Origin of the sequence: Streptomyces sp. LUP47B (genome assembly GCF_001746295.1) — a bacterium.
Taxonomy (GTDB): Bacteria; Actinomycetota; Actinomycetes; order Streptomycetales; family Streptomycetaceae; genus Streptomyces.
In genome coordinates this window covers 530,001-553,332 of record NZ_MJAH01000006.1, presented here as the reverse complement: position 1 = coordinate 553,332, position 23,332 = coordinate 530,001, and the positions used below count along the sequence as shown (strand labels likewise).

Annotated in this window: 13 protein-coding genes, 1 tRNA gene, 2 rRNA genes and 2 pseudogenes (1 of these 18 running past the window's edge); 4 read left to right on the top strand and 14 right to left on the bottom strand. The window is 67.5% G+C overall.

Features of this window, described 5'->3' with window-relative positions; genetic code table 11:
• Positions 1 to 75 precede the first annotated feature (75 nt).
• Together BFN33_RS20700 and BFN33_RS20695 are read left to right on the top strand one after the other, a co-directional pair.
• Positions 76 to 930: an Fpg/Nei family DNA glycosylase gene (locus BFN33_RS20700; RefSeq protein ID WP_069761551.1), complete on the top strand. Its 855-nt coding sequence runs from the start codon at positions 76 to 78 to the stop codon at positions 928 to 930.
• 32 nt (positions 931 to 962) lie between these two features.
• On the top strand, positions 963 to 1,727 hold the full coding sequence (locus BFN33_RS20695) for an SDR family NAD(P)-dependent oxidoreductase (RefSeq protein WP_069761550.1): 765 nt from the start codon (positions 963 to 965) through the stop codon (positions 1,725 to 1,727).
• On the opposite strand, the gene BFN33_RS54370 is transcribed toward BFN33_RS20695, so the two are convergent.
• The 9 genes and pseudogenes from BFN33_RS54370 to BFN33_RS55525 form a co-directional block, all read right to left on the bottom strand.
• Positions 1,675 to 1,989 (bottom strand): hypothetical protein, encoded by a 315-nt coding sequence (locus tag BFN33_RS54370; protein WP_079140900.1) that lies wholly within the window; start codon positions 1,987 to 1,989, stop codon positions 1,675 to 1,677. The genes BFN33_RS20695 and BFN33_RS54370 overlap by 53 nt on opposite strands.
• Positions 1,990 to 2,197: 208 nt before the next feature.
• A complete protein-coding gene (locus tag BFN33_RS20690) occupies positions 2,198 to 2,578 on the bottom strand; it encodes a helix-turn-helix domain-containing protein (RefSeq protein WP_057613316.1) in 381 nt (126 codons plus the stop codon).
• A 109-nt stretch (positions 2,579 to 2,687) separates the two neighbouring features.
• The gene (locus tag BFN33_RS20685; RefSeq protein ID WP_069761549.1) at positions 2,688 to 3,233 is read right to left on the bottom strand and encodes a CinA family protein; all 546 of its coding nucleotides are present in this window, start codon (positions 3,231 to 3,233) and stop codon (positions 2,688 to 2,690) included.
• A complete protein-coding gene (gene pgsA / locus BFN33_RS20680; protein ID WP_069761548.1) occupies positions 3,230 to 4,069 on the bottom strand; it encodes a CDP-diacylglycerol--glycerol-3-phosphate 3-phosphatidyltransferase in 840 nt (279 codons plus the stop codon). Before pgsA ends, BFN33_RS20685 begins: the two co-directional genes overlap by 4 nt.
• Entirely contained in the window at positions 4,066 to 5,562 is a 1,497-nt protein-coding gene (gene rimO, locus BFN33_RS20675; RefSeq protein ID WP_069761547.1) for a 30S ribosomal protein S12 methylthiotransferase RimO, read from the bottom strand. Before rimO ends, pgsA begins: the two co-directional genes overlap by 4 nt.
• A gap of 90 nt (positions 5,563 to 5,652) precedes the next feature.
• Positions 5,653 to 6,495, bottom strand: a complete 843-nt coding sequence (locus BFN33_RS20670; protein WP_069761546.1) for a helix-turn-helix domain-containing protein — start codon at positions 6,493 to 6,495, stop codon at positions 5,653 to 5,655.
• Between the two features lie 245 nt (positions 6,496 to 6,740).
• The gene (locus tag BFN33_RS20665; RefSeq protein WP_069761888.1) at positions 6,741 to 9,464 is read right to left on the bottom strand and encodes a DNA translocase FtsK; all 2,724 of its coding nucleotides are present in this window, start codon (positions 9,462 to 9,464) and stop codon (positions 6,741 to 6,743) included.
• Positions 9,465 to 9,582: 118 nt separating this feature from the next.
• Positions 9,583 to 10,266, bottom strand: a complete 684-nt coding sequence (locus tag BFN33_RS20660; protein WP_062035833.1) for a two-component system response regulator — start codon at positions 10,264 to 10,266, stop codon at positions 9,583 to 9,585.
• Between the two features lie 244 nt (positions 10,267 to 10,510).
• Positions 10,511 to 11,842: pseudogene (locus tag BFN33_RS55525) on the bottom strand (ATP-binding protein); the annotation flags it as partial.
• Positions 11,843 to 11,859: 17 nt separating this feature from the next.
• Here BFN33_RS55525 and BFN33_RS55520 point away from each other — a divergent pair.
• Positions 11,860 to 12,090, top strand: coding sequence for a CxxxxCH/CxxCH domain-containing protein (locus BFN33_RS55520; protein WP_370743304.1), 231 nt, complete (start codon positions 11,860 to 11,862; stop codon positions 12,088 to 12,090).
• Positions 12,091 to 12,220: 130 nt separating this feature from the next.
• On the opposite strand, the pseudogene BFN33_RS55515 reads toward BFN33_RS55520, so the two are convergent.
• Positions 12,221 to 15,313, bottom strand: a pseudogene (locus BFN33_RS55515) (HAMP domain-containing protein); the annotation flags it as partial.
• 1,065 nt (positions 15,314 to 16,378) lie between these two features.
• Between BFN33_RS55515 and BFN33_RS20650 the strand changes: the two are divergent.
• Positions 16,379 to 19,132, top strand: a complete 2,754-nt coding sequence (locus BFN33_RS20650) for a SpoIIE family protein phosphatase (protein ID WP_069761544.1) — start codon at positions 16,379 to 16,381, stop codon at positions 19,130 to 19,132.
• A gap of 47 nt (positions 19,133 to 19,179) precedes the next feature.
• Here the strand turns inward: BFN33_RS20650 and BFN33_RS20645 are convergent.
• The 4 genes from BFN33_RS20645 to BFN33_RS20630 all read right to left on the bottom strand — a co-directional run.
• Positions 19,180 to 19,255: transfer RNA gene (locus BFN33_RS20645), tRNA-Thr, on the bottom strand.
• 75 nt (positions 19,256 to 19,330) lie between these two features.
• Complete coding sequence (locus BFN33_RS20640; RefSeq protein WP_069761543.1) at positions 19,331 to 19,993, bottom strand: DegT/DnrJ/EryC1/StrS family aminotransferase; 663 nt, start codon at positions 19,991 to 19,993, stop codon at positions 19,331 to 19,333.
• Positions 19,994 to 20,107: 114 nt separating this feature from the next.
• Positions 20,108 to 20,224 (bottom strand): 5S ribosomal RNA (gene rrf / locus BFN33_RS20635).
• A gap of 173 nt (positions 20,225 to 20,397) precedes the next feature.
• A 23S ribosomal RNA gene (locus BFN33_RS20630) occupies positions 20,398 to 23,332 on the bottom strand; it runs 1,146 nt beyond the window's last position.

Here is a 23,332-nt window from a genome sequence, read left to right as displayed (position 1 = left end):
AGGCGAAGCCACCACCCGCACCCTCCCCACGCCCCCTCGCCCCACCGCGCCCCTCCCCCATGCCACCCTTGACCCATGCCCGAAGGAGACACGGTCTGGCAGTCCGCGAGACGCCTGCACAGCGCCCTCGCGGACAAGGTGCTGACCCGCAGCGACCTGAGGGTGCCGAAATACGCCACAGCCGACCTCACGGGCCGCCGAGTCCTCGACGTCACCCCACGCGGCAAGCACCTCCTCACCCGTATCGAGGGCGGTCTGACCCTCCACTCCCACCTCCGCATGGACGGCTCCTGGAAGGTGTACGCGGACAACCAGCGCTGGACCGGCGGCCCCACCCACCAGATCCGCGCGATCCTGGCCAACGCCGACCGCACAGCCGTCGGGTACCGCCTCCCCGTCCTGGAGCTCCTGCGCACCTCGGACGAGCACAGAGCCGTCGGCCACCTCGGCCCCGACCTCCTGGGCCCGGACTGGAACCCCGAGGCGGCCCTGGCGAACCTGCTCCAGGACCCCGCCCGCCCCCTCGGCGAGGCCCTCCTCGACCAGCGCAATCTCGCCGGCATCGGCAACGTCTACAAGAGCGAACTCTGCTTCCTTCTCGGCGCCACCCCCTGGCTCCCCATCGGCGCCCTCCCCGCGGACCGCGCCGCTCAGCTCCCCGCGCTCGCCAAGAAGCTCCTGGAGGTCAACCGCGACCGCCCGGTCCGCAGCACGACCGGCCGCCGCGGCCAGGACCTGTTCGTCTACGGCCGCGCGCCCCGCCCGTGCCTGCGCTGCCACACCTCCATCCGCGTCGCCGACCAGGGCGACGGCTCCCGCGAACGTCCCACGTACTGGTGCCCGCACTGCCAAACCGGCCCCGCCCCGAGCCCCCACCACAGGGCACCGAGCGGAACACACTCCAGAACCTCACGCCATACGACCAATTGACGCTCCGTCAGAAACGCTCGTACCGTCGCTCCATGGCCGTCAGCGCGTACGACCTCACCGGACGCACCGCATTCGTCACCGGCGCCGCGAGTGGCATCGGCCGTGCGACCGCCGTCCTGCTCGCCGAGGCGGGCGCCACCGTGCACTGCGCCGACCTCGACGCGTCGGGACTGCACGAGACGGCGGCCCTGATCAAGGACGCGGGCGGCACCGCCCCCACCCATCCCCTCGACGTCACCGACCGCGAACAGCTCCACCAGGCCATCACCTCCTGCGAGCGCCTCGACGTACTGGCCGCGGTCGCCGGAATCATGCACAGCAGCCCGGTCCTGGAGACGAGGGACGAAGACCTCGACCGCGTCCTGAACGTCAACTTCAAGGGCGTGCTCCACGCCTGCCAGGAGGCGACCCGCCTGATGCTGGAGCGGGAGACGAGAGGCAGCATCGTCACGATGGCCTCCGGCGCCGTGGACACCGGCGGACCCGGGCTGCTCTGCTACGGCGCGGCCAAAGCAGCCGTGGTACAGCTCACGAAGACCCTGGCCACCGAGGTCGGCCGCTACGGCATCCGGGTCAACGCGGTCGCACCCGGCTGGATCCGCACTCCCATGACCGACCGCCACGACGAGCAGGCACAGGCCCACACCGAGGCACTCATGTCCCGCATGTCACCGCTCGGACGCGTCGGTGAACCGGAGGACATCGCCCACGCCGTGCTCTACCTGGCCTCCGACGCCTCGTCCTTCACGACGGGCCAGATCGTCCGCCCGAACGGCGGGGTGGCGATGCCGTGGTAGCCGCACCCGCCCCACCGGAGCGCCCGGCCCCCGAAGGCCTCCCCGCCCGCCATGCCTGACGCCATCGCCCGGCACCCACGGCTCCCGCGGCCCGCCCCTTCGGCACACAGTGCACCGGCAGCAGGCTCAGCCCCCATCCGCCCGCCGCGATCGCTCCTTCGAGCCCCCCGGCGTCCGGCGCCAGCACCAGCCGCGCCACGGCCCACCACCACAGTGCCCCGAGCCCGAGAGTCACCCCCCGGCGTACTGCCGGCCCCGCCATGCAGCCACCTCCAGCCCGGACGCTAGACCGCCGCCGCACCCACGGGGAGGGCGCACCAAGGGCACACGGACGCACCGAAGCGGCCGTCGCTCCAAGATGCACGAAAACCCCGACCGGCGCCTCTCCAGTCCAGCTGGAGAAGCCCGTCCGGGGCCTCGCAGACTTGCTCTCGGCGTGCCGTCAGCTCATGGCACACCAAGCGTGAGCGTCACGCCGCTACGACGTCGACGGCTTCGCTGGGCGCCTTGATGGTCACCCGTTCCGGTGGCACACCCTTGACCGAGACGGAACCCAGCATCGGGCGCACCCCTGCCGGTACCGGCGCGCTGGGCGTGGCCGCAGCGGACTGGGCCAGCTCGGCGAGGGCGAGCTCGTCGCTCACTTCCCGCATGAGTTCGGACATCCGTACGTCCAGCGCGTCGCAGATCGCGGACAGCAGCTCGGAGGAAGCCTCCTTCTGCCCCCGCTCCACCTCGGAGAGATAGCCGAGTGAGACTCGGGCGGACGAGGAGACTTCGCGCAGAGTACGGCCCTGGCGTTGGCGCTGCCGACGCAGCACGTCACCCAGCAGGCGACGGAGCAGAATCATCGGTGGCTCCCTCCTCGGACCGCGTAGCCGCATCCTTCACGCCCCACCGTACCGCCTTGCGCCGCGGCCGTGCGGGGAGCGATGTCGTGTTCACTCAGGGCTGCAAACATCAAAACCCCCCGTTCCGTTCCGTATCCTGTGCCCGCTCATTCCCGGTCTGTTCGCTCGCAAGCTCTTCCAGGAGCAGTGCGAGTACGCTCCGTACACTCTCCATACGAATTTCCGCGCGGTCGCCGTTCAACCGCAGCGCGGTCACTTTCCCGCCACCCGCTGCGTCGGAAGCACCCGCGGACGGCCCGTCGACAGCCACGAAAACCGTCCCGACGGGCTTGCCGTCCTGCGGTTCCGGGCCCGCGACTCCGGTGGTCGCGATGCCCCAGTCGGCGCCGAGTGCCTTGCGCACCCCGGCCGCCATCTCGGCCGCGACCTGCGGATCCACCGCGCCTCGCTGGGACAGCAGGGTGGCGTCGACACCCAACAGCTCATGCTTCAGTTCGGTGGCATAGGCGGTCACCGACCCCCTGAACGCCTGCGACGCCCCGGGAGCCGCTGTGATTTCCGCCGCAACCAGTCCGCCGGTGAGCGACTCGGCGACCGCGAGCGTCTGACCCTTCACGGTGAGTAGTTGCACCACTTGGGCGGCCGGGGAATTCACGCTTCCGTCTCCTCCAACGCCGCCTTGCGCTCGGCGATTCCCTGCCTGCGCAGCACAATGGCCTGTCTCACATAGTCGAGCCCCGTCACGACCGTCAGTACGACCGCCACAGCCATCACCCAGAACCGCGCGGTGGCCAGCCATCCCGTCAGCGCCAGGATGTACATCCCTACGGCGATGCCCTGGCTGAGGGTCTTGAGCTTGCCGCCACGGCTCGCCGGGATCACGCCGTACCGGATGACGAGGAAACGCAGCAGGGTGATCCCGAGTTCCCTGCCGAGGATGACGATCGTGACCCACCACGGCAGGTCGCCGAGACCGGAGAGACAGATCAGCGCCGCCCCCATGATCGCCTTGTCGGCGATGGGGTCGGCGATCTTCCCGAAGTCCGTGACGAGGTTGTAGGCGCGCGCCAGGTGTCCGTCGAACAGGTCGGTGATCATGGCGACCGCGAAGGCCGCCCAGGCGAACGAGCGCCACGCCGGGTCGTACCCGCCGTCGGCCAGCATCAGGGCGACGAAGCCGGGCACGAGGACCAGCCGGAGCATGGTCAGCAGATTGGCGACGTTCCAGACGCTGGCCTGGTTGACCGCCGCGGCCGCGATCTTCCCACCGCGCGCGGTCTTCGAACCGGAGTCGACGCCGGCCCCGGAAGCCGCGCCGGCAACGACACCCGCCGGGGGGACGGCACTCGCGCGTACCTCGGCAGCCGTAGCGGAGACCGCGTCCGACGGAGCGCTGGGGGCCACACCGGAGGCGGCACTCGAGACGCCGCCCGCCGGTCCGCCCTTCGCGGCGGAGGGGCCACCCGCAGCGGACGCCGGAACTCCGGTCATCTGCCCGCCTCCTCACTACACCCGAGCGAGCCGTCGAGCGGCTCGGCCACCAGGTCGACACCTTCCGTACCGACCACCTTCGCCTCGACCATACGACCGACGCTCAGACCTTCGCCGCTCGTGAGCAGCACCTGGCCGTCGGTCTCCGGCGCCTGGTGCGCGCCTCGGCCGTACACGCCCTCGCCGTCGATGGACTCGACCAGGACGTGCACGGTCTCGCCGACGCGCTCCTCGGCGCGCTGCGAGACGAGTTCTTCGGCGAGCCGGGAGACACGTGCCAGCCGCTCGGCGACGACGTCCTCGTCCAGCTTGTTCTCGTACGTCGCCGCTTCGGTGCCCTCCTCGTCGGAGTACCCGAAGACGCCGATGGCGTCCAGTCGCGCGCCGTTCAGGAACCGCTCCAGCTCGGCGAGGTCGGCCTCGGTCTCGCCGGGGAAGCCCACGATGAAGTTGGAGCGCACCCCGGCCTCTGGAGCCTTGCCGCGGATGGTGTCGAGCAGCTCCAGGAAGCGGTCGGTGTCGCCGAAGCGACGCATCGCGCGCAGCACGTCGGGGGCGGAGTGCTGGAAGGACAGGTCGAAGTAGGGCACCACCTTGGGCGTGGACGTCAGCACGTCGATCAGGCCCGGCCGCATCTCGGCCGGCTGGAGATAGCTGACACGCACGCGTTCCAGGCCGTCGACCTCGGCGAGCTCGGGCAGGAGGGACTCGAGGAGACGGATGTCGCCGAGGTCCTTGCCGTACGACGTGTTGTTCTCGGAGACCAGCATGATCTCCTTGACCCCCTGCTCGGCCAGCCAGCGCGTCTCGTTGAGGACGTCCGAGGGGCGACGCGAGATGAAGGAGCCGCGGAAGGACGGGATGGCGCAGAAGGAGCAGCGCCGATCGCAGCCGGAGGCCAGCTTCACGGAGGCGACCGGGGAACCGTCCAGGCGGCGGCGCAGGGGCGCACGGGGACCGGAAGCAGGAGCGAGCCCCTCCGGGAGGTCGGCGGGAGCCGCCTCGGGGGCTTCGGCGGCCGGCCCGTGGCCGGGCAGCGCGACGGACGCCGCCGACTCCTGCCGCTGGGAGGGGCTGATCGGCAGCAGCTTGCGCCGGTCGCGTGGGGTGTGCGCGGCGTGGATGCCGCCGCTGAGGATCGTCTGCAGCCGGTCGGAGATGTCGGCGTAGTCGTCGAAGCCGAGCACGCCGTCCGCCTCCGGCAGCGCCTCGGCGAGGTCCTTGCCGTACCGCTCGGCCATGCAGCCCACCGCCACGACGGCCTGGGTTCTGCCGTGCCCCTTGAGATCGTTGGCCTCGAGGAGGGCGTCGACGGAGTCCTTCTTGGCGGCTTCGACGAAGCCACAGGTGTTGACGACGGCGACGTCCGCGTCGGCGGCGTCGTTCACGAGATCCCAGCCGTCCGCCTCCAAACGGCCTGCGAGCTCCTCCGAGTCCACCTCGTTGCGGGCGCAGCCAAGAGTGACAAGTGCGACGGTACGGCGTTCAGGCATGGGCTCAAGACTACTTCGTCCTACTGACACCCCACGTCGACGGGGTTGGCCGATCTTGGCCAACCCCGTGACGGCAGAACGAACGGATCCCTATCCGACCTGCGGGTCGCCCTTCGTGTACGTCAGGCGCTCCACGGCCCCGGGCTGCCAGTCGTCGTCGATCTTCTTGCCGTTCACGTACAGCTGGATCGCCCCGGCGTCACCGAGGACGAGGTTGATCTTGTCGCTGTCCTGGAAGGTCTTGGTGTCGCCCTGCGTGAGCAGTCCGTCGAAGAGGGTCCGGCCGTTGTGGTCCTTGGCTAGGATCCAGCTCTTTCCGTCGGCGGCGCTGACCTGCACGGTCACCTTGTCCTGGGGGGCCGCCGCGATGGCACTGTCGGTCGGCGTGGGCGTCGGCTTCGGGTGCTTGGTGGTCTTGTCGGACTTGGGCGTCGGAGACTTGCTGGTGGCGGGCGTGGTGCCGTCGGCGACCTGGGTCGTCCCGCCGTCGTCGCCGCCCTTGAAGGCGGTGAACCCGACGAAGCCGACCACGGCGACGATCGCGGCGACCATGGCCGCGGTCCAGTTCGGCCCGCGGCGCTCGGGACGGATGCGTTCCGCCTCGAACAGCGGAGCGGCCGGGGTCGGGGCCGGACGCCCGCCGCCGTGATCGGCGGCGAACTGGTCCAGCAGGGGGGCCGGATCCAGATGGACGGCCTTGGCCAGGGTCCGGATGTGGCCCCGGGCGTACACATCGCCCCCGCAGGGGGCGAAATCGTCCGCCTCGATGGCATGCACGATGGCGATGCGGACCCTGGTGGCGTTGCTGACGTCGTCGACGGTCAACCCAGCCGCGATCCGCGCCTGTTTCAGGGCGTGGCCGACGGAGAGGCGGTCTTCCTGTCGGTCGTCTTCGAACGGACGCTCGTCTTCAGGGGAGTTGCCGATGGACACGGGGGCGCCTTTCGAGCGTTTAAGCCACCTGTGCTGGAGGTTCAGTCTAGGGGGGGTGCGAAAGGGTGGGGCAACCGGGCGGTAGGACTTTGTACGCCATCGGAATGGCCGGACACGCCGATGGTGGAGCAGCAGCTTTTCGCTTCCCTCAACTTGACGTGCGCCGAAGGGAAACGGTTGCTCAATGATCCCTTACGGGTGAGTCACGATCGAACATCGGTGGCCTCATCCGCTCCGGACTCCCTCTAAGCCTCCCCGCGGATCACCGCGAGCACTCCGTCCAGCTCGTCAGCCTTCACAAGAACGTCACGAGCCTTGGATCCCTCGCTCGGCCCGACGATGCCCCGGGACTCCATGAGGTCCATCAGACGCCCCGCTTTCGCGAACCCGACCCGCAGCTTGCGCTGGAGCATGGAGGTCGACCCGAACTGTGTGGAGACCACCAGCTCGGCCGCCTGGCACAGCAGGTCGAGGTCGTCGCCGATCTCCTCGTCGATCTCCTTCTTCTGCTTGGTGCCCACGACGACGTCGTCCCGGAAGACCGGCGCCATCTGGTCCTTGCAGTGCTGGACGATCGCCGCGACCTCGTCCTCGGTCACGAAGGCGCCCTGCATACGGGTGGGTTTGTTGGCCCCCATCGGCAGGAAGAGCCCGTCGCCCTTGCCGATCAGCTTCTCGGCGCCGGGCTGGTCGAGGATGACCCGCGAGTCGGCGAGCGAGGAGGTGGCGAAGGCGAGCCGCGACGGCACGTTCGCCTTGATCAGACCGGTGACGACGTCCACGGAAGGGCGCTGCGTGGCGAGCACCAGGTGAATGCCGGCCGCGCGCGCGAGCTGCGTGATCCGCACGATCGCGTCCTCGACGTCCCGCGGGGCGACCATCATCAGGTCGGCGAGCTCGTCGACGATCACCAGCAGATACGGGTAGGGCTGGAGCTCGCGCTCACTGCCCTCGGGCAGCTTGACCTTGCCGTTCCTTATGGCTTCGTTGAAGTCGTCGATGTGCCGGAAGCCGTACGCCGCCAGGTCGTCGTAGCGAAGGTCCATCTCCCGTACGACCCACTGGAGCGCCTCGGCGGCCCGCTTCGGGTTGGTGATGATGGGCGTGATCAGGTGCGGGATGCCCTCGTAGGCGGTCAGCTCCACACGCTTGGGGTCGACGAGGACCATGCGCACGTCCTCGGGGGTCGCACGGACCATGACGGAAGTGATCAAGCAGTTAATGCACGACGACTTACCGGAACCGGTGGCACCGGCGACGAGCACGTGCGGCATCTTCGCCAGGTTGGCCATCACGTAGCCCCCCTCGACGTCCTTGCCGAGCGCGACCAGCATGGGGTGCTCGTCCTCGGCGGCCGCCGCGAGCCGCAGCACGTCACCGAGGTTGACCATCTCGCGGTCGGTGTTCGGGATCTCGATGCCGACCGCCGACTTGCCGGGGATCGGGCTGATGATCCGCACATCCGGGCTGGCGACGGCGTACGCGATGTTCTTGGCCAGCGCGGTGATCCGCTCGACCTTCACGGCGGGGCCGAGCTCGACCTCGTAGCGGGTGACCGTCGGCCCGCGCGTGAAGCCGGTGACGGCGGCGTCGACCTTGAACTCCGTGAAGACGTTCGTCAGCGAGGCGACGATGGCGTCGTTGGCCGCGCTGCGCGCCTTGCCGGGGCCACCGCGCTCCAGGAGGTCGAGCGAGGGCAGCGCGTAGGTGATGTCGCCGGACAGCTGAAGCTGCTCCGCGCGCGGGGGCAGTTCGCCGGGGGCCTCGGGAGCGGGCTTGGTGAGGTCGGCGACCTCGACCTTGAGCTTCTCCTGCTTCGGCCGCGCGTCCTGCTTGGGCCGCGCCGCCGGGACGGGGGTGGGTACCGGGGTCGTCTCCAAACGGTCGCCCACGCTGACGCCCTGGGTGAGGTCGGCGACCAGCGCCGAGGGCGGCAGGCCGTGCATGACGACGCCGTCCAGGTCGGCGGCGGCGGCCGCGGCGATGTCCACGGCGTCCATCCGCCGGTCCATCGCGGGCTGCGGCACCGCGGAGCGCCTGGGGCGCCCACGGCGCTGTGTGAGGGCCTCCTGCTCCGCTCCGTCGGGGTCGTACGACTCGGGCGCGGGACCTCGCTTGCGACCGCGCGCGGGCAGTGCCTCGCGCCACTGCTCGTCGTAGCGCTCGTCGTCCTCGCCGAGTTCGTCCTCCGCCGGGTCGGGGAGGATCCCTAGCCGCACACCGAGCTCCCGCAGCCGCCGCGGGATGGCGTTGACCGGGGTGGCCGTGACGACGAGCAGCCCGAAGACCGTCAGCAGGACGAGGAGCGGTACGGCGAGGACCTCGCCCATGGTGTAGGTCAGCGGGGTCGCCGCTCCCCAGCCGATGAGACCGCCCGCGTCCCTTATCGCCTGCATGCCGTCGCTGCGGGCGGGCGCGCCGCAGGCGATGTGGACCTGCCCGAGCACGCCGATGACGAGCGCCGACAGGCCGATCACGATGCGGCCGTTGGCCTCGGGCTTCTCGGGGTGCCGGATGAACCGGACGGCGATGACCGCGAGCAGTATCGGCACGAGCAGGTCGAGCCGGCCGAAGGCGCCGGTCACGATGATCTCGACGAGGTCACCCACCGGGCCGCGCAGGTTCGACCAGGTACCGGCGGCGACGATCAGGCCGAGGCCGAGCAGCAGAAGCGCCACGCCGTCCTTCCGGTGCGCGGGGTCGAGGTTCTTCGCGCCCTGCCCTATCCCGCGGAACACCGCGCCCACGGCATGGGCCAGGCCGAGCCAGACGGCCCGGACGAGACGATAGACGCCCCCGGTCGGGCTGGGCGCCGGCTTCGGCGGCGCGGCTTTCTTCGCCGCGGCCTTCCTGGCGGGCGCCTTCTTCGCTGGTGCTTTCTTCACCGCGGCCTTCCCCGCCGGACCCTTCGCGGGAGCGGCAGCCTTCTTGGCGGGCTGCTTCTTGGCTGCGGAGGGACGTGAGGCCATAGGTGCGAGGTTACCGGTGGAGACGACCGCGGACACGTGTGCCTACTGCTTCACCCGTTCGTGTCGCTCCTGGAGAGGTGTGGAACTGACGCCGGCTCAAGGGGTCCGTGGACGGGCGTCAGTTCTGGGAAGACACCGACGGCGAACTCCCGGTGCCCGGCTCCAGCGCGTCCAGCGCCCGCCGCAACCCGGTGAGTTTGCGTTCGAGATGGGCTGCGGTGGCCACCGCGGCCGCGTCCGCGGACTCGTCGTCCAGTTGCTTGGAGAGCGCCTCTGCCTGCTCCTCGACCGCGGCCAGACGCGCGGACAACTCGGCGAGCAGACCCGCCGGCTCCTTCGCGTCCCCTGCCGCCGCCTTGCCTCCGCCGCCCTCCAACTGGAGCCGCAGCAGCGCCGCCTGCTCCCGCAGCTGGCAGTTCTTCATGTAGAGCTCGACGAAGACCGAGACCTTCGCACGCAGCACCCACGGGTCGAACGGCTTGGAGATGTAGTCCACCGCCCCGGCCGCGTACCCCCGGAAGGTGTGGTGCGGACCGTGGTTGATCGCGGTGAGGAAGATGATCGGGATGTCCCGGGTCCGCTCCCGCCGTTTGATGTGCGCCGCGGTCTCGAAGCCGTCCATGCCAGGCATCTGGACGTCCAGCAAAATCACCGCGAAGTCGTCCGTGAGCAGTGCCTTGAGTGCTTCCTCCCCGGACGATGCCCGCACCAGTGTCTGATCGAGCGCGGAGAGAATGGCCTCCAGCGCGAGCAGATTCTCCGGCCGGTCATCGACCAGGAGGATCTTGGCCTTCTGCACCATGGCCCGCCCTCCTCGCCCCGGATGTGCACCGGGCGCCGCCGCTGGGGACGACTCCCTTTCGCCGCCCGTCCTTGTGCCGGTCATCGTAGCCGCACCCTGTCTGTCGCCACACCCTGTCACCGTGATGTCACTGTGCACGTAGCAGAAACGTAGCGGGAGACCAGAAGGTTCCCCGAATCCCGTACTTCTACACGGCGTCGGGCACACTGAGTCAGCAACTCCGCGTGAACTTCGCTGATTCTCATCACTCCCCTCGCATCCACTGTTCCATCACCGACAGCAGATGATCGGGATCGACCGGCTTGGTCACGTAATCGGAGGCGCCCGACTCGATCGCCTTCTCCCGGTCGCCCTTCATCGCCTTGGCGGTCAGCGCGATGATCGGGAGCCCGGCGAACTGCGGCATCCTGCGGATCGCGTTGGTCGTCGCGTACCCGTCCATCTCGGGCATCATGATGTCCATCAGGACGACCGCCACGTCCTCGTGCTGCTCCAGGACCTCGATCCCCTCACGGCCGTTCTCCGCGTAGAGCACGGACAGTCCGTGCTGCTCGAGGACGCTGGTGAGCGCGAAGACGTTGCGGATGTCGTCGTCGACGATCAGCACCTTCTCCCCGCCGAACCGGATGCCCCGGCGTGGCTGCGGCGCGGCCTGGTGCTCCACCGCCGACCACTGGTCCGGCTGTCCGATCCGCTCTTCGAGGGCGGGCGCGGTCCTGCGACGGCGCCGGAAGAGCGCCGCGGCGCCGTTCTGTGTCTCCTGGTACGACCTCACCTCGGCCGGCGTCTCGACCTCGGCCCCGGCCCGTCCGTGCCCCGACGCGGACGCCACCAGATCGCCGGCCTCCAGGGCGGGCATGGACTGCTGGTAGCCCTGCGGCGGCAGTTCGCTGGGGTGCAGCGGCAAATACAGCGTGAACGTCGATCCGCGACCGGGCTCGCTCTGCGCGTAAATCTCTCCGCCGAGCAGTTGCGCGATCTCCCGCGAGATCGACAGCCCGAGACCGGTGCCGCCGTACTTGCGGCTGGTCGTGCCGTCGGCCTGCTTGAAGGCCTCGAAGATCACCCGCATCTTGCTGGCCGCGATACCGATCCCGGTGTCGGTCACGGAGAACGCGATCAGGTCGGCGCTCGGATCACGCAGCGAGCCGGCCTCGAGCAGCTGCTCCCGGATCGCCACCGGTACGTCCCGCCCGGCGGGCCGGATGACCAGCTCGACGGCTCCCGAGTCGGTGAACTTCACCGCGTTGGACAGCAGGTTGCGCAACACCTGGAGCAGGCGCTGTTCATCGGTGTGCAGCGTGGCGGGCAGCTCGGGAGAGACCCGTACGGACAGGTCCAGGCCCTTCTCCGCGGTCAACGGCCGGAAGGTGGCCTCCACGTAGTCCACGAGCTGCACGAGCGCGATGCGTGTCGGGGAGACGTCCATCTTGCCCGCCTCGACCTTCGACAGGTCGAGGATGTCGTTGATCAACTGCAGCAGGTCTGAGCCTGCCCCATGGATGGTCTCGGCGAACTCGACCTGCTTCGGGGTGAGGTTGGAGTCCGCGTTGTCGGCGAGCAGTTTGGCGAGGATCAGCAGCGAGTTGAGCGGTGTACGCAACTCGTGCGACATGTTGGCCAGGAACTCGCTCTTGTACCGCATGGACACGGCGAGCTGCTCGGCACGCTCCTCCAGGACCTGCCGCGCCTCCTCGATCTCGGTGTTCTTCACCTCGATGTCACGGTTCTGCTGGGCCAACAGCTCGGCCTTCTCCTCCAGTTCCGCGTTGGACGCCTGGAGGGCCTTCTGCCGGTTCTCCAACTCGGCCGACCGCTCCCTGAGTTGCTCGGTCAGCTCCTGCGACTGCTTCAGCAGTACCTCCGTCTTGGTGTTGACGGAGATGGTGTTGACGCTCGTCGCGATCATCTCGGCGATCTGATTGAGGAAGTCCTTCTGGATCTGCGTGAAGGGTGTGAAGGAAGCCAGCTCGATGACACCGAGCACCTTGCCCTCGAACAGCACCGGGAGGACGATCACTTGCGCGGGCGGTGCCTCTCCGAGACCGGAGGAGATCTTCAGGTAGCCGCTGGGCGCGTTCTCCACCAGGATCGTGCGCTTCTCCTCGGCGGCCGTCCCGATGAGCGCCTCACCCGGCCGGAACGACGTCGGCATCGAGCCCATCGAGTAGCCGTACGACCCGAGCATCCGCAGCTCGTACTGGTCCTCGGCCTCGGCGCTCAGGTCCTTGCCGTCCAGGAGCGGCATCGCGACGAAGAACGCGCCGTGCTGCGCGGTCACCACCGGCGTCAGCTCACTCATGATCAGCGAGGCCACGTCCTCCAGGTCCCGGCGGCCCTGCATGAGCGCCGAGATACGGGCCAGGTTGCCCTTGAGCCAGTCCTGCTCCTTGTTGGCGATCGTGGTGTCGCGCAGGTTGGCGATCATCTTGTTGATGTAGTCCTGCAGCTCCTGGATCTCGCCGGACGCGTCCACGTCGATCTTCAGGTTCAGGTCGCCTCGGGTCACCGCGGTCGCCACGCGCGCGATGGCTCGCACCTGCCGGGTGAGGTTTCCTGCCATTTCGTTCACGGACTCGGTCAGGTCGCGCCAGGTGCCGTCGACGTCACGCACGCGTGCCTGGCCGCCGAGCTGCCCCTCGGTACCCACCTCGCGGGCCACCCGGGTGACCTCCTCGGCGAAGGACGACAGCTGGTCGACCATCGTGTTGATGGTGGTCTTGAGTTCGAGGATCTCACCGCGGGCATCGATGTCGATCTTCTTCGTCAGGTCGCCCTTGGCGATGGCCGTGGTCACCATGGCGATGTTCCGCACCTGACCTGTCAGGTTGGACGCCATCTGGTTCACGGACTCGGTGAGGTCCTTCCAGGTGCCGGCCACACCGGGCACCCGCGCCTGGCCGCCCAGGATGCCGTCCGTGCCCACCTCGCGGGCCACCTTGGTGACCTGGTCGGCGAACGAACTCAGCGTCTTCACCATGGTGTTGAAGGTGTCGGCGAGCTGCGCGACCTCGCCGCGCGCCTCGATCGTCACCGTCCGCGTGAGGTCACCGTTGGCGACCGCGTTCGCGACCTGGGAGATGTTGCGCACCTGCATGGTCAGGTTGTTGGCCATCAGGTTCACGTTGTCGCTGAGGTCCTTCCAGATGCCCGTGACACCCGGAACCCGCGCCTGCCCGCCCAGCTGGCCCTCGGTGCCCACCTCACGGGCCACCCGCGTCACCTGCTCGGCGAAGGACGACAGCTGGTCGACCATCGTGTTGACGGTGGTGACGAGCTCGAGGATCTCGCCCTTGGCGTCGACGGTGATCTTCTTCGAGAGGTCGCCCTTGGCGACCGCGGTGGTGACCTCGGCGATGTTGCGCACCTGGATCGTCAGGTTGTTCGCCATGAAGTTCACGGACTGCGTGAGGTCCTTCCAGGTGCCGGAGACACCCTGCACCTCGGCCTGCCCGCCGAGGATGCCCTCGGTGCCCACCTCACGGGCCACCCGCGTCACCTGGTCGGCGAAGCTGGAGAGCTGGTCCACCATCGTGTTGAGGGTGTTCTTCAGCTCCAGGATCTCGCCGCGCGCATCGACGTCGATCTTCTGCGACAGGTCACCCCGGGCCACCGCGGTGGCCACCTGGGCGATGTTGCGCACCTGGGCAGTAAGGTTTCCTGCCATTCCGTTCACGGAGTCGGTGAGGTCGCGCCACACACCGGCGACGCCGGGCACCTGAGCCTGGCCGCCGAGGCGTCCCTCGGTGCCCACCTCACGGGCCACCCGCGTCACCTGGTCGGCGAAGGCGGAGAGCTGGTCGACCATCGTGTTGATGGTGTTCTTCAGCTCCAGGATCTCGCCGCGCGCGTCCACGTCGATCTTCTGCGACAGATCACCCCGGGCCACCGCGGTCGTCACCTGGGCGATCTGCCGCACCTGAGAGGTGAGGTTGCCGCCCATGAAGTTGACGGAGTCGGTGAGCTCCTTCCACGTACCGGACACCCCCGGCACCACGGCCTGACCGCCCAGCCGGCCCTCGGTACCCACGTCCCGGGCCATCCGCGTCACCTGGTCGGCGAAGGCCGACAGCTGGTCCACCATCGTGTTCACGGTGTTCTTCAGCTGGAGCATCTCGCCGGAGACGTCCACAGTGACCTTCTGCGACAGGTCGCCGTTGGCCACCGCCGTCGTGACCTGGGCGATGTTCCTCACCTGTCCGGTGAGATTCCTGAACGCCGTGTTGACGGAGTCGGTGAGGTCCTTCCAGGTACCGGCGGCCCCGGGCACCTGCGCCTGGCCGCCCAGCTCACCCTCGACACCGATCTCGCGCGCCACGCGTGTGACCTCGGCACCGAATGCCGACAGCTGGTCCACCATCCCGTTGACGGTGTTCTTCAGTTCCAGCATCTCGCCGGCCACGTCGACGGTGACCTTCTGCGACAGGTCACCGTTGGCCACCGCCGTCGTCACCGCGGCGATGTCCCGCACCTGTGTGGTCAGGTTCCGGAAGACCGTGTTCACCGAATCGGTGAGGTCCTTCCACGTTCCCGCCGCACCCGGCACGTTCGCCTGCCCGCCGAGCTGTCCCTCGGCACCGACCTCGTTGGCCACGCGGGTGACCTCGTCCGCGAAGATCCGCAGCGTCTCGGTCATCTGGTTGATCGTGTCGGCCAACTGCGCGACCTCACCGCGTGCGGAGACCGTCACCTTCTGCGACAGGTCACCGCTGGCCACCGCCGTCGTCACCTGCGCGATCCCGCGCACCTGGGCCGTGAGATTGCCGGCCATGAGGTTCACCGAATCGGTGAGGTCCTTCCACACCCCGGCCACACCCGGCACCTGCGCCTGGCCGCCCAGCTCGCCCTCGACGCCCACCTCGCGCGCGACGCGGGTCACCTCGGAGGAGAAGGAGGAGAGCTGGTCCACCATCGTGTTGACGGTGTTCTTCAGCTCCAGCATCTCGCCGGCCACGTGAACCGTGACCTTCCGCGACAGATCACCCTTGGCGACCGCCGTGGTCACCAGCGCGATGTCCCGCACCTGAGCCGTCAGCCGGTACGCCATCGTGTTGACGGACTCGGTCAGGTCCTTCCAGGAACCCGACATGCCACGCACGCGTGCCTGGCCGCCGAGCTTGCCCTCGGTGCCGACCTCGCTGGCCACCCGGGTGACCTCGTCGGTGAACGTCGACAACTGATCGACAAGGTTGTTTACAGTCCGCCCGACCTTCAGGAACTCCCCGCGCAGCGGATGTCCCGTACCGTCCGGCGCCTGCGTCCTGAGTTCCATACGGGGTGACAGATCACCCTCCGCCACCGCGGACAGCACCCGGCCGACCTCGGAGACGGGCCGCACGAGATCGTCCACGAGCGCGTTGGAGGCATCGATGGCGGACGCCCAGGAGCCCTCACAGGCGCCTGTTTCCAGCCTTTCCGTGAGCTTGCCCTCACGGCCCACCATGCGCCGCACCCGTGACAGCTCACCTGTCAGATGGAGATTGCGGTCGGCCACCTCATTGAAGACCGCCGCGATCTCCGACATCACGCCGTCGCCGGACACCGTCAGCCGCTTGCGGAAGTTCCCGTCCCGCATCGACACCAGTGCCGCCAGCAGCCGGTTCAGGGCGGCCGTGTCCACCGCCGTGGTCCCATTGCGCGGTTTGCGCTGGTTGCTCGGGGACTGTCCGCCTTTCGCGCGCGTTTTAGTGCCCCGCGTCGCTGCGCCAGACTCCACTGTGTCCCTCCCGCAGGGGTCGACCGTTACTGCTGTACCCAGGTGCTACCGCGCGGCGCACCGGTGGCTGCCGCGTGCTTCTGCTTACTACAGCGTTATTTCAATCGGGCATACAGAGCCGCACCACGGGCTGCTGCCCGCCGTACACGTAAGCCACTCGGCCTGCCCGAACCTTCTTCAGGAGCCTGCCCAGTGTTTCACCCTGGTTGAACCCGGCCATAACAGTTCGGCAGCTTCGCACATCGTCCGCACACCCTCCGGACGGAAACACTGCAGACCGGCATCCGCATGGCCGTCGAAGGTAAGTAACCTTGCATGCGGCTGTCCAGCCGAGCCGGTCCGTCCGGCCTGGACGGTGGCACGAGCACGAGCGGGCATCGGAGGGCGGCCGCACACATGACCACCGGACTGGTCCCCGGGGGACAGACCCCGGACCCCCGGCCGACGGACGGCCTGCCGCAGCAGCGGCACGAGCCGGTCGGCCAGGCAGCCCTGCACGTCGACAATCGGTCGAGGAGTTCTGTGATCACCGCGCGCGCGGCCGCCAGCTTCGAGCCTGTCGGTCGATCGGTAGCGACCGCCCGCTCCTTCGTCCGCGACACCCTCCAGGGATGGGGCTTCGCCGACATCGTCGACGACGCGGTGGTCCTCACCAGCGAACTCGTCACCAATGCCGTGGTGCACGCGGGCACTTCCGCCGACGTTCTGTGCCTGCGCAGCGACGACGGAGTACGCATCGAGGTGGGCGACCACTACCCCGAGCGCGAGATCCCCCTCCAGGGTCAGGCCGTCAACATGGGCAACCTCGACCGCGAGGGCGGCCGCGGCCTCCAGCTCTGCGCCGCGCTGGCCGGCCGGTGGGGCGTCGAGTACACGCCCACCCAGAAGCAGGTCTGGTTCCAGCTCGATCTGCCCGAGCGCACGGTGGGCACCCGCACGGCAGGCCCGTCCCTGCCCGCGGACCTCCTCCCGCTGGCGGACGGCCGCGTGCGCGTCGCCGTCGTCCAGATCGACCGTGCGTGCGCCATCAGCTCGTGGAACGAGGACGCCGAGGAACTCTTCGGTTATGCCGCCGAACAGGTCATCGGCAAGCCCCTGACCGACCTCGCGGCCTGGCCCCACACCCCGGGCACCAGCACCGGAATCGCCGAGGCCCTGCAGCTCTCGCGCTGGGAGGGCAGCTACGGCATCAGAGCGGCCAACGGTCGCGTCACCTCTGTCTACGCCTCCCACCTGCGCGTCCGCGACACCGGCGGCGAACCCTCCACGGTCTGCCTCCTGGTGCGCGACCACGAGCGCGCCGTCCTGCAGACCCCGTTGCGCGTGCCCGCCTCCGACACGAACACCTCCTCCGACGGCCAGAACACCGACCCCTTCGAGGTGTTCATCGGCTCCCCGGCCCCGGACGACCTCGACGGCCTCCTCCAGCGCACTGTCGAACGCGCGCGCGACATGCTCGACGGCGATTCCGCCTTCCTGCTCCTCGCGACCGACGACGAGACCGAGCTGGAGGTCCGCGCCTCCACCGGTCTGCCCTCCGCCCGCCAGCGCTTCGCGCGCGTGCCCGTCGAGGCCGGCCCCGGCCGCTACGGCTCCGCCCGCATGCCGGCCGTCCACGACGACCTCGCGGCCGTACCCGGCGCCGTACCGCTCCTGAACGGCACCGGCATGCGCTCGGTGGTCACCGTCCCGCTGAAGGTCGAGGGCCGCCTCACCGGGTCCCTCGGCGTGGCCGCCGAGGGACCCGGCAGATACTCGAACGAAGAGGCCCTGCGCCTGCAATTCGCCGCCGACCGCATTGCGTTGGCGGTCGAGTCGGCGCGGCTGGGCGAACTCGAACGCCTGCGCCGCGGCTCCCTGAGCTTCCTCGTCGAGGCCTCCGACCTCCTCGCCGGCACCCTGGACCGGGACCAGACCCTGGCCCTCATGGCCCAGATGACCGTCCCCACCCTGGCCACCTGGTGCGCCGTCTACACGATCGCCGACCAGGCCTCGGATCCCTATCTGTCGTACGTCCTCCACGAGGACGAGGAACTCATCGACGGCATCAAGTCGTTGCTGTCGAAGATCCAGCCTCCGGACCCGGTCCCCACCCCCGGTGCCCGCGTCTGGTCGGCCCCCGGCGAGGCCGCGCACCAAGCGGCTCTGCGCAGCTCCATGCGCAGCCTCGGACTCAGCGGCGGCCCCACTCACCAGCTCGCCTCGGGAATCGGTCCCACGCTCGCCACAGCCTCCGCGGTGGGCGGCGAGACCGTCGTCCTCCCGCTGGTCGCCCGCAACCGCGTCATCGGCATGCTGACCCTCGGCAAGCCCGCGGACGAACACTTCCGACAGGAAATCCTGGAACTGGCCGAGGACTTGTCCCGCCGGGCCGCCCTCGCCCTGGACAACGCCCGCCTGTACTCCGAGCGCACAGCCATCAGCCAGTCCCTCCAGCGCAGCCTCCTGCCACCCGAGCTCCCGGAGATCGACGGCGTGGAGGTCGAGGTCATCTACCGCGCGGCCGGCGAGGGCAACGAGGTCGGTGGCGACTTCTACGACGTCTTCCCCATCAGCGACGGCGCCTACGGATTCGCCATCGGCGATGTCTGCGGTACGGGCCCGAACGCGGCGGCGGTCACGGGCCTCGCCCGGCACGCCCTCAGGCTGCTCGCCCGCGAGGGCCTCAGCGGCCCGGCGGTCCTGGAGCGCCTGAACTCCGCGATCCTCGACGAGGGCGCCCGCAGTCGCTTCCTGACCCTCCTCTACGGCGAGTTGTGGCCGCAGGCGGACGGCAGCGCCCGCCTGAAGGTCGTCTGCGCCGGCCACCCCCTCCCGCTCCGCCTGCGCCAGGACGGCACCGTCGAACCGGCAGCCGAACCCCAGCCGCTCCTCGGCGTCATGGAGGACCTGGAGCTCTACGAGCAGTCGGTCACCCTTGACCCGGGCGACGTCCTCCTCTGCGTCACGGACGGCGTCACCGAGCGCCGCGAAGGCACCCGCATGCTGGGCGACGACGGCCTCGCCGACGTCCTCACCACCTGCACGGGCCTGACGGCCGGCGCGGTCGCGGCCCGCATCATGCGCGCGGTCGAGCGCTTCGCCTCCGACGCGCCGTCCGACGACATGGCGATTCTGGCCATGCGCGTCCCGGGCCTGCAGACGGACTGAGAGAGAACACGACAAAGGCCCCGCCCAATTGGGCGGGGCCTTTTGGCTGGAGCCCCCTAACGGAATCGAACCGTTGACCTTCTCCTTACCATGGAGACGCTCTGCCGACTGAGCTAAGGGGGCCTGTCGCCTTTTCGAGGTTTCCCTCGCGGCAACGGAATAGATCATACCCCGAACAGCCCGGTGCTCCCAACTCGCTCAGAAGGCAGGCTGAAGCAGTCCCCCGAGCGCATTGCACGCGGCCACGACCCGCTGCATGTCCCGCTTGGTCAAGGCTGCGTCCACCGGCAGCGCGAGCGTCTCGTCGGCGGCGCGCTCGGTCTCGGGCAGCGACACACAACGCCGGAACTCGGGCAGCCGGTGCACGGGCGTCTTCACCGGCACCCGGCAGTCAATCCCCTTGCCCCGCAGGGCCCGAGCGAAAGCGTCCCGGTCCGGCCGCCCGTTACCGGGCACCCGCACCACGTACTGCTGATAGGTGTGCCCGTCCCCACCATCGGGCGTGCGCACCCCGCGCAACTTCCCATCGAGGTAGCAGGCCCGCTCCCGACGCTGAGCGATCTCGTCGTACGGCGCCTCGGACTCGCCCTCCTGCAGCACCAGCAGCCCGTGCCGCTCACCGAGCGCGAGCAGCCGCGCCATGTCGGCCGGTCGACCGAATCGGTGTACGACAACGACGGCCGCCGTCCGCGGAGTTACCGCCGCTTCGACAGCGGAGGCGTCAAGGCAGTAGCTGACCGGATGTATGTCCGCGAACACCGGAAGCGCACCCGCGAGTGTCACCGCCTCGGCGACCTCGACGTTCCCGAAGGCCGGCACCACGACCTCGTCACCGACTCCGACGCCGGCGGCCCTGAGCATTGCAGCAGTACCCATGCCTCGGATGGTGGTTGCGCAACGTGAACTTCAAGTGACGCACAACAAAAAAGGGTTGGACCCCGAACCGAAGTTCAGGATCCAACCCTTTGAATAATTGTTCGGCGGTGTCCTACTCTCCCACAGGGTCCCCCCTGCAGTACCATCGGCGCTGTAAGGCTTAGCTTCCGGGTTCGGAATGTAACCGGGCGTTTCCCTCACGCTATGACCACCGAAACACTATGAAGTTACGACCGGAAACACGACACGGTCGTTGCCTCAGAACTAACACAGTGGACGCGAGCAAATATGGACAAGCCCTCGGCCTATTAGTACCGGTCACCTCCACCCATTACTGGGCTTCCAGAACGGTCGTTGCCTCAGAACTAACACAGTGGACGCGAGCAAATATGGACAAGCCCTCGGCCTATTAGTACCGGTCACCTCCACCCATTACTGGGCTTCCAGATCCGGCCTATCAACCCAGTCGTCTACTGGGAGCCTTAACCCCTCAAAGGGGGTGGGAATACTCATCTCGAAGCAGGCTTCCCGCTTAGATGCTTTCAGCGGTTATCCCTCCCGAACGTAGCCAACCAGCCATGCCCTTGGCAGAACAACTGGCACACCAGAGGTTCGTCCGTCCCGGTCCTCTCGTACTAGGGACAGCCCTTCTCAATATTCCTGCGCGCGCAGCGGATAGGGACCGAACTGTCTCACGACGTTCTAAACCCAGCTCGCGTACCGCTTTAATGGGCGAACAGCCCAACCCTTGGGACCGACTCCAGCCCCAGGATGCGACGAGCCGACATCGAGGTGCCAAACCATCCCGTCGATATGGACTCTTGGGGAAGATCAGCCTGTTATCCCCGGGGTACCTTTTATCCGTTGAGCGACGGCGCTTCCACAAGCCACCGCCGGATCACTAGTCCCGACTTTCGTCCCTGCTCGACCCGTCGGTCTCACAGTCAAGCTCCCTTGTGCACTTACACTCAACACCCTGATTGCCAACCAGGCTGAGGGAACCTTTGGGCGCCTCCGTTACTCTTTAGGAGGCAACCGCCCCAGTTAAACTACCCATCAGACACTGTCCCTGATCCGGATCACGGACCCAGGTTAGACATCCAGCACGACCAGACTGGTATTTCAACGACGACTCCACMWSMACTGGCGTCCAAGCTTCAAAGTCTCCCAGCTATCCTACACAAGCCGAACCGAACACCAATATCAAACTGTAGTAAAGGTCCCGGGGTCTTTCCGTCCTGCTGCGCGAAACGAGCATCTTTACTCGTAGTGCAATTTCACCGGGCCTATGGTTGAGACAGTCGAGAAGTCGTTACGCCATTCGTGCAGGTCGGAACTTACCCGACAAGGAATTTCGCTACCTTAGGATGGTTATAGTTACCACCGCCGTTTACTGGCGCTTAAGTTCTCAGCTTCGCCCGACCGAAATCGGACTAACCGGTCCCCTTAACGTTCCAGCACCGGGCAGGCGTCAGTCCGTATACATCGCCTTACGGCTTCGCACGGACCTGTGTTTTTAGTAAACAGTCGCTTCTCGCTGGTCTCTGCGGCCACCCCCAGCTCGAGGAGCAAGTCCTCTTAGTTCACCCGAACGCCTCGGTATTCTCTACCTGACCACCTGAGTCGGTTTAGGGTACGGGCCGCCATGAAACTCGCTAGAGGCTTTTCTCGACAGCATAGGATCATCCACTTCACCACAATCGGCTCGGCATCAGGTCTCAGCCTTGTGTGCGACGGATTTACCTACCGCACGGCCTACACCCTTACCCCGGGACAACCACCGCCCGGGCTGGACTACCTTCCTGCGTCACCCCATCACTCACCTACTACCACCTTGGTCCGGCGGCTCCACCACTTTCCTTTCCCCGAAGGGTCCGGAACGGCTTCACGGCCTTAGCATCAATAGGTTCGGTGTTTGACGCTTCACAGCGGGTACCGGAATATCAACCGGTTATCCATCGACTACGCCTGTCGGCCTCGCCTTAGGTCCCGACTTACCCTGGGCAGATCAGCTTGACCCAGGAACCCTTAGTCAATCGGCGCACACGTTTCCCACGTGTGTATCGCTACTCATGCCTGCATTCTCACTCGTGAACCGTCCACCACTGCCTTCCGGCGCGGCTTCACCCGGCACACGACGCTCCCCTACCCATCACAGCCGCCGTTGGGCGTATTGCTGCAATGACACGACTTCGGCGGTACGCTTGAGCCCCGCTACATTGTCGGCGCGGAATCACTAGACCAGTGAGCTATTACGCACTCTTTCAAGGGTGGCTGCTTCTAAGCCAACCTCCTGGTTGTCTCTGCGACTCCACATCCTTTCCCACTTAGCGTACGCTTAGGGGCCTTAGTCGATGCTCTGGGCTGTTTCCCTCTCGACCATGGAGCTTATCCCCCACAGTCTCACTGCCGCGCTCTCACTTACCGGCACCCGACTTACCCTGGGCAGATCAGCTTGACCCAGGAACCCTTAGTCAATCGGCGCACACGTTTCCCACGTGTGTATCGCTACTCATGCCTGCATTCTCACTCGTGAACCGTCCACCACTGCCTTCCGGCGCGGCTTCACCCGGCACACGACGCTCCCCTACCCATCCATACAGGCGTTGGCCCTATGTGTATGAATGACACGACTTCGGCGGTACGCTTGAGCCCCGCTACATTGTCGGCGCGGAATCACTAGACCAGTGAGCTATTACGCACTCTTTCAAGGGTGGCTGCTTCTAAGCCAACCTCCTGGTTGTCTCTGCGACTCCACATCCTTTCCCACTTAGCGTACGCTTAGGGGCCTTAGTCGATGCTCTGGGCTGTTTCCCTCTCGACCATGGAGCTTATCCCCCACAGTCTCACTGCCGCGCTCTCACTTACCGGCATTCGGAGTTTGGCTAAGGTCAGTAACCCGGTAGGGCCCATCGCCTATCCAGTGCTCTACCTCCGGCAAGAAACACACGACGCTGCACCTAAATGCATTTCGGGGAGAACCAGCTATCACGGAGTTTGATTGGCCTTTCACCCCTAACCACAGGTCATCCCCCAGGTTTTCAACCCTGGTGGGTTCGGTCCTCCACGAAGTCTTACCTCCGCTTCAACCTGCCCATGGCTAGATCACTCCGCTTCGGGTCTTGAGCGTGCTACTCAAACGCCCTATTAGGACTCGCTTTCGCTACGGCTACCCCACCCGGGTTAACCTCGCAACACACCGCAAACTCGCAGGCTCATTCTTCAAAAGGCACGCAGTCACGANTGATTGGCCTTTCACCCCTAACCACAGGTCATCCCCCAGGTTTTCAACCCTGGTGGGTTCGGTCCTCCACGAAGTCTTAC

What these genes read in the sequence shown, in the direction of transcription:
- BFN33_RS20700 (WP_069761551.1), top strand. Translation starts at nt 76, where the DNA reads ATGCCCGAAGGAGACACGGTCTGGCAGTCCGCGAGACGCCTGCACAGC.
- BFN33_RS20695 (WP_069761550.1), top strand. Translation starts at nt 963, where the DNA reads ATGGCCGTCAGCGCGTACGACCTCACCGGACGCACCGCATTCGTCACC.
- BFN33_RS54370 (WP_079140900.1), bottom strand. Translation starts at nt 1,989, where the DNA reads ATGGCGGGGCCGGCAGTACGCCGGGGGGTGACTCTCGGGCTCGGGGCA.
- BFN33_RS20690 (WP_057613316.1), bottom strand. Translation starts at nt 2,578, where the DNA reads ATGATTCTGCTCCGTCGCCTGCTGGGTGACGTGCTGCGTCGGCAGCGC.
- pgsA (WP_069761548.1), bottom strand. Translation starts at nt 4,069, where the DNA reads ATGACCGGAGTTCCGGCGTCCGCTGCGGGTGGCCCCTCCGCCGCGAAG.
- rimO (WP_069761547.1), bottom strand. Translation starts at nt 5,562, where the DNA reads ATGCCTGAACGCCGTACCGTCGCACTTGTCACTCTTGGCTGCGCCCGC.
- BFN33_RS20665 (WP_069761888.1), bottom strand. Translation starts at nt 9,464, where the DNA reads ATGGCCTCACGTCCCTCCGCAGCCAAGAAGCAGCCCGCCAAGAAGGCT.
- BFN33_RS20660 (WP_062035833.1), bottom strand. Translation starts at nt 10,266, where the DNA reads ATGGTGCAGAAGGCCAAGATCCTCCTGGTCGATGACCGGCCGGAGAAT.
- BFN33_RS20650 (WP_069761544.1), top strand. Translation starts at nt 16,379, where the DNA reads ATGACCACCGGACTGGTCCCCGGGGGACAGACCCCGGACCCCCGGCCG.
- BFN33_RS20640 (WP_069761543.1), bottom strand. Translation starts at nt 19,993, where the DNA reads ATGCTCAGGGCCGCCGGCGTCGGAGTCGGTGACGAGGTCGTGGTGCCG.